The sequence below is a fragment of the Mycobacterium sp. genome (assembly GCF_052145595.1).
Classification (GTDB): Bacteria; Actinomycetota; Actinomycetes; order Mycobacteriales; family Mycobacteriaceae; genus Mycobacterium.
Map to the genome: position 1 here is coordinate 1 of NZ_JBKQOI010000242.1, position 6,682 is coordinate 6,682.

The 6,682-nt window shown below is 65.7% G+C and carries 4 protein-coding genes and 3 pseudogenes; 3 read left to right on the forward strand and 4 right to left on the reverse strand.

Annotated elements, in window-relative coordinates; all coding sequences use genetic code 11:
• Positions 1-535: alpha-hydroxy-acid oxidizing protein (locus tag ACLP4W_RS21325; protein WP_442389366.1), on the reverse strand; the 535-nt coding region annotated here is incomplete at its 3' end.
• Between the two features lie 18 nt (positions 536-553).
• On the opposite strand from ACLP4W_RS21325, the gene ACLP4W_RS21330 reads away from it, so the two are divergent.
• Entirely contained in the window at positions 554-991 is a 438-nt protein-coding gene (locus ACLP4W_RS21330) for a DUF1810 domain-containing protein (RefSeq protein WP_442389367.1), read from the forward strand.
• On the opposite strand, the pseudogene ACLP4W_RS21335 reads toward ACLP4W_RS21330, so the two are convergent.
• The 3 genes and pseudogenes from ACLP4W_RS21335 to ACLP4W_RS21345 form a co-directional block, all read right to left on the reverse strand.
• Positions 988-1,351 (reverse strand): annotated as a pseudogene (locus tag ACLP4W_RS21335) (DUF3459 domain-containing protein); the annotation flags it as partial. The gene ACLP4W_RS21330 and the pseudogene ACLP4W_RS21335 overlap by 4 nt on opposite strands.
• A gap of 66 nt (positions 1,352-1,417) precedes the next feature.
• Complete coding sequence (locus tag ACLP4W_RS21340; RefSeq protein ID WP_442389371.1) at positions 1,418-3,199, reverse strand: acyl carrier protein; 1,782 nt, start codon at positions 3,197-3,199, stop codon at positions 1,418-1,420.
• A pseudogene (locus tag ACLP4W_RS21345) lies at positions 3,197-5,836 on the reverse strand (type I polyketide synthase); the annotation flags it as partial. The pseudogene ACLP4W_RS21345 and the gene ACLP4W_RS21340, both read right to left, overlap by 3 nt.
• A 180-nt stretch (positions 5,837-6,016) precedes the next feature.
• On the opposite strand from ACLP4W_RS21345, the pseudogene ACLP4W_RS21350 reads away from it, so the two are divergent.
• A pseudogene (locus tag ACLP4W_RS21350) lies at positions 6,017-6,175 on the forward strand (ISNCY family transposase); the annotation flags it as partial.
• 107 nt (positions 6,176-6,282) lie between these two features.
• The coding region (locus ACLP4W_RS21355; protein WP_442389369.1) for an AMP-binding protein at positions 6,283-6,682 on the forward strand (400 nt) is incomplete at its 3' end.

Consider the following 6,682-nt stretch of genomic DNA (forward strand, 5'->3'; position numbering starts at 1 on the left):
CGTCGGCCGCGCGCTGCACCAGCGCCATCGAGCGGTCGCGGTCACGCCACATGTACAGCTGAAACCACTTGCGGCCCTGCGGAACAGCGGTCACCAGGTCTTCGATCGCGGTGGTCCCCAGGGTGGAGAGCGAGAACGGAATCCCCGCCCGCCACGCGGCGCGTGCGCCGGCGATCTCGCCCTCGGTGTGCATCAACCGGGTGAATCCGGTGGGCGCGATCCCGAACGGCAAGACGACCGGCTGGCCCAGGACGTCCCATCCGGCGGTCACATTGCTGACGTCGCGCAGGATCGTCGGGTGAAACTCGATGTCGCGGAACGCTTGTCGGGCCCGCTCGATGGACAGCTCGTCCTCGGCCGCGCCGTCGGTGTAGTCGAACGCCGCCCTGGGTGTGCGGCGTTTGGCGATGCGGCGCAGATCTTCGATGGTGAACGCGGCGTCGAGGCGGCGCCTGGTCGCGTCGAACTGCGGCCGTTTGAACTGGATCAGCGGCGCCAGGTCGCGCACTCTGGGCACTCGCCGCTTGACTGCCATATGTGCAACCGTAGTCACATGGACTCGGCAAGCGACCCCTTCGACCTGAAGCGCTTCGTGGACGCGCAGGCTCCGGTCTACCGCAACGTCGTCGACGAGCTGCGCGGCGGACGAAAACGCAGTCACTGGATGTGGTTTGTCTTCCCACAACTGCGCGGCCTGGGTGGGAGCCCGACGGCGGTCCGCTATGGAATCTCCTCGCTCGAGGAAGCCGGCGCATATCTGCGCCACGGGCTGCTCGGGCCGCGATTGCGTGAGTGCACCGAGCTGGTCAACCAGGTGCAAGGCCGATCGGTAGGGGAGATCTTCGGCTCGCCCGACGATCTGAAGCTGTGCTCATCGATCACGCTGTTCGCCCGCGCCGCCGACGACAACGAGGACTTCATCACGCTGCTCGACAAGTACTACGGTGGCCGGGAAGACCCGTTGACGGTGGCGCGTCTGGCAAGTTCCTAGGCGGCGCTGACTATCCGCCAGCCTTGGGGCTCCACAACCAGCGTGTCCACGACCTCCTGCGGCGGGGCCGCCGATCCGCCGACGACCTGTCCGCGTGCCGTGCCGAACTCCGACAGCACCAGGCGCAGCGGCTCGTCGTCGATGTTGAGCGCGAGCAGCAGCGCGTTATCGCCACTGCGGGTCTCGTAGACGTAGTGCCGATTGTCCAGCCGCAACGCCGTGGTCGAAGCCGAATGCAGCCATGGATGGCGACGCCGCAGCCCGATCAGGTACTGGTGCAACGCCCACACTTCGGCGCCAAGTGCGTCCAATTCTATTGGGGGGAGAGCCGAACTCGGGTCGCACAGCATCGTCACCGCCGTTGGGATCGACGATGAAGGTCACGCGGTCAGCGACGCCGTCGGCGTTGGGGACGATTCGTTAGTGTTAGTCGATCTCGCCAGTCAGGTCGAACTCAGCCAGCGTGCGCGCAGCCAGCTCACGCAAAGCGGGCTTTGTGTTCTTGGCGCCCGGTTGGTAGGCACTGACGGTGATAAAGATCTTGCCGCCGATGCGCCCAGACAGCACGGCCATTTGGCCGCCTATCCACTCAAGCCACCGTCGCGTTACGCATTGCCCGGGCGCTCGTGCGTAGGCGCACTCGGCGTCGGTGCCATCGAGGCGGCATATCGCCGAGTCGGTGTCGCCGAGGTAAGAACAAAACACCGGGAGATCGGGGTCGGCGGCCAGCGTATCGGCCATCCGTTTCCACGCCCGCTTCGGCGTGAACGATGCCAGCCACAGGAGCTGCGACGACTCATCTGGCGTCTCCCGCAGAGTCCTCAGCGCCTGGTTGATGGCGGCGCCGACGTCACGCAGATCCGTCGTTACCCGCGTCGGGTCGACGCTGACGCTCGTATACGACACTGCCATCGCACGCGTATCACCCTCGGCGCGTTCGCTCATGGGAAGTTGCAGGGTGACGGCGCCATCACCGGCACGTCGGCGCCCCACGCGCTCCCCGAGTTTCGCAGCCAACCCGGCAACCAGCGTGCTACGCGTTCCGCCAAGAGCCTTCGCACGCGCATCCCACTCATCCACGTCGATGTGGATCGTGATAGCCGGCACGACGACAGCGTCATCGCCGTCGCCTCCACGGAGGGCCACGGGTCGCGATGCCGGCGATGGGGCAGTATCGTGCCGGCGACGGGCCTGTTTTCGGGCCTGTTTTGCCGCCGCGACAAGCGCCCGGGCAACCTCGGGTGCGTCCTGCGCTGTTTGGCGGGCATCCTGAACCATCGCGCGCAGTCGAGTGCGCGAACGCGGCGGGGGGTAGCCAAGATCGCGCGTGTTGCCCAGGACCGCATCAGCTATTGATGCGTCGAGCCCAAGGCCGTCGATCAGGTAGTGGGAAACCACCAGGCTGACCGCGGTCGAGCCGTCCGTCAGGGGAAGGACGCCGAGATGCCAGCCGGGCTCGCATGCCGGATCAGCAGGCAGTTGTGAGCGTTCATCAATCCAGTCGCTAAGTTCAGCGCGCGGACGGGCGCACTCAGCGATATCGATGTCCGACGGCCCCCGATCTAAGACCCACCGATGCCGGGCGAACGGCAGCGGCGAACGCTCGATGCGCCGTCCCAACAACCCGTAACCGAGATTGTGGTGAAAGCGCCTCAGCCCATCGAAGTCAACAGCGTGCTCATAAACCCACACGACCTGTATGACTACCTCCTGGCCGGTGGCGCGATGCCCCGCAAACAAGGCGTGGTCACCCACCGCGAGCCGATTGTCCGGCCGCGCATCACCGTTGGATGCGCGGCCGTTAAAGGATGCGGCTTCCGCGGGCGCCAGCTTTTCGCACAGCAGCTCCGCCAAACCGCGAACGGTGCCAGTGGTGATGTCGCTGGAAGTGAGGCGTATTCCCGTTTCGGTCTCGATGCGGTCACGTAGTTCGAGGGCGCCCAGCGAGTCAACGCCGTACTCGGAGAGCGGCCGGTCGGGGTCGATGCTGCGATGCAGGATCAGGCTGACCTGGTCGGAGATCAGACGCCGCAGCCGGGTGGGCCACTCGTCTGGGGGCAGCTCGTCGAGCTCGGCACGCCGTTTGCTTGTGCTCGTTGGGTTTTGCCCGTTGGGGCGAAATGCTTCGGCGAAGGGGCTGCGTTGGGCGAAGGCGGTCGAAACGGTGCATCCGCCGTGTGTCGGGGATTCCTGGCCGTCGCGGCTCAACCACAGCCGACGATGCGTCCAGGTCGGCAGCGGCGCGTCCACCAGCCGCCCATTCGGGTAGAGCACGGAGAAGTCGACCGCGGCGCCCGCACTGTGCAGATCCACCACAAAGCCACGCAGCCCGTGGGCTAGCGCTTGTTCGCGGCGCATGCCGGCCAGAGCAGCCGCCTGCATGTCGAGGCTGCGGGCGGTCTGCTCGACAGCGTGGGTGAGCAGCGGGTGTGGTGCCAGCTCGGCGAAGACCCGGTAGCCGTCCTCCAAAGCGGCCTGTACCGTCTGGGCGAACCCCACCGTGTGGCGCAGATTGTCCGCCCAATAACGGGCATCGCACACCGGCTGCTCGCGCGGGTCGAACAGTGTCGCCGAGTAGAAGGGAACCTCCGGTGTCATCGGGTTGAGCTCTGCGAGGACGCCGGTCAGCTCGTCAAGGATCGGATCGACTTCGGGGGAGTGTGAGGCGACGTCGACGGCGATCTCGCGGGCCATCACATCACGCTGCTCCCACGCCGCCACCAGCTCGCGAACCGTCTGGGCGGCACCGCCGATCACCGTGGACAGCGGCGAAGCCACCACCGCCACCACGACGTCCTTGACGCCGCGGGCCGTCAGCTCCAAAAGCACTTGCTTGGCAGGCAATTGCACCGACGCCATCGCGCCGGAACCGGCGATGCGCGACATCAGCCGCGAGCGGCGGCAGATGACGCGCACCCCGTCGTCCAGCGACAGCGCACCCGCGACGACAGCCGCCGCGGTCTCGCCGAGCGAATGCCCGATCACCGCGCCCGGACGCACCCCGTAGGCCTTCATGGTGGCGGCCAGCGCGACCTGCATGGTGAACAGCGTCGGCTGCACCCGCTCAACGCCGGTCACCACCTCAGGCGCCGTCATCGCCTCGGTCACCGAAAACCCGGCCTCGCGCGCGATCAGCGGCTCGACTTGCGTGACAGTGGCGGCAAACACCGGTTCGGTGGCGAGCAAGTCCGCGCCCATCCGGGCCCACTGCGCACCCTGCCCGGACAACACCCACACCGGACCCCGATCATCGCGCCCGACCGCGGCCTGATACGGAGTATCGCCCTCGGCGATCTCGCGCAAAGCCTCAGTGAGCTCCGGCAGGCTGCTGGCAATGACGGCGGTGCGTACCGGGCGGTGTGCGCGCCGACGCGCCAGGGTGTAGGCCAAATCCGGCAAGGCCACGTCCTCGTGTGCATCTACCCAGTCAGCCAGGCGGCTGGCGGTGCGGCGCAGTTCGTCGGCCGAGGTGGACGACAGCGGGAACAGCAGTGGTGCCGCAGCCGCCGGTTCAGCTGGGATGTCCTCGGGCGCAGCGGCTTCGGGAGCCTGTTCTGGTGCTTGTTCCAAGATGGCATGCACGTTGGTTCCAGAGAGCCCGTACGCCGACACCGCCGCCCGCCGGGGCACGTGACCGCTGCTGGGCCACGTCGTATTTTCCCGTGGCACAAAGAGTTTCGTGTCAATGCGGGCAAGTTCATCAGGCAGGCGGGTGAAGTGCAGATTCCGTGGAACCACACCATGCTGCAGCGCGAGCACCGCCTTCATCAGCCCGAGAGCTCCGGAGGCCGACTGGGCATGGCCGAAGTTGGTCTTCACCGACGCCACCGCGCAGGGGCCATCGACGCCGTAAACCTCGGCAAGGCTCCCGTATTCGATGGGATCCCCGACCGGGTTGCCGGGGCCGTGCGCCTCCACCATGCCGATGCTGCAGGCGTCCACGCCCGCGACAGCCAACGCCGCCCGATAGGCTGCGGTCTGCGCGGTCGCCGATGGTGTCGCGATATTCACGGTGTGGCCATCCTGGTTAGCGGCCGTGCCGCGCACCACCGCCAGGATCCGGTCGCCATCCCTTAGCGCATCCGGCAGGCGCTTAAGCAACACCACTGCAGAAGCCTCGCCGCACACGTACCCGTCCGCCGCGACGTCGAACGCATGGCAGCGTCCGGTGGGAGACAGATGGCCCTGCGCCGTCTCTGCGAGGAACTTCCGCGGTTCCAGCATCACGAAGGCGCCGCCCGCGAGCGCGAGATCGCTTTCGCCGTCGTTCAGGCTGCGACAGGCCATGTGCACCGAGAGCAGGCTAGAAGAACATGCGCTGTCCACCGTCAGCGCGAGACCGTGGAGTCCCAGGGTGTAGGCGATCCGCCCGGACGCCATGCTGAAAGTGTTGCCGCTAAAGCCATACGGCCCCTCCACTGCGTGGGAATCGGCGGTCACCAATTGATAGTCGAAACGAGTCAGCCCCACAAACACGCCGGTCAGCGAGTCGGCCATTGTCTCCCGGGTCAGACCGGCGTGCTCCATGGCCTCCCAGGAGGTTTCCAGCAACAACCGGTGCTGCGGATCGAGCGCGATCGCCTCGCGCTCATTGATCCCGAAGAACTCAGAATCGAAGCCGGCAACGTCGTCGAGGAAGGCGCCCCACTTCGATACCGACCGACCCGGCACCCCGGGCTCGGGGTCATAGTATTCGTCGGCGTCCCATCGGTCGCGTGGAATCTCGGTGACCAGGTCATCGCCGCGCAGCAACGCCTCCCACAGTTGCTGCGGGGAGTCGATACCTCCGGGAAGCCGACAGGCCATGCCGATGACAGCAACCGGAGTGACCGCCATGGTGTTCATAGTGGGCGAAGAATTCGCCCAAGCTGAGCGGTGGGCACGATCAACAATCGTCGCGAACCTCCTCACAGCAACGACCAAGTAGCCTGGTCCGCTGCTTGACTCAGCAATCGTAATTCAGGTGGGAGTTTCGTGGGGAGAGGATGGCCTCGAACCCTTGGGCTAGAAGGGATCGAGGCCGTCGTGCTCAGGACTGTAAGTGATCAGCCGACGTTGTGGGACGTAATCTTGCCGTCGGAGCTGTTGGTGTTGCCGGCTGAGTTAGCTCGTGTGGATGCGTTGTTGGATGATCCGGTGTTCTTCGCGCCGTTCGCAGCGTATTTCGATGCGCGGATCGGTCGAAACGATCAAACTGACCCACTACCTTTTTGTCTGGACGGCGGCTGAAGGATAGGCGGCTACTTAACTTCTCTTTCCGAAGGTGCGGCGGCGATGGCCACGGTAACCTGATGCGCGTGGTTGAGACATCCGTTCCGACTATGCTGCGCGAGCATGCCCGTCTGCAGCCCAATGACACGGCATTCACGTTTATTGACTACGAGCAGGACTGGAACGGCGTTGCCGAAAGTCTGACGTGGTCGCAGCTGTATCGGCGAACACTGAACGTGGCACGGGAGCTCAAACATTGCGGGTCGATGGGTGATCGCGCTGTCATATTGGCACCACAGGGGCTTGACTACATCGTTGCGTTTCTCGGCGCATTGCAGGCCGGACAGATCGTGGTTCCGCTTTCGGTTCCGCTGGGTGGCGTCAGCGATGAGCGTGTTAGTTCGGTGCTGCGCGACGCGTCGCCGTCGGTCATTCTCACAACGTCCCCTGTCGCAGGCACCGTCGCCGAGCATGTTAAGT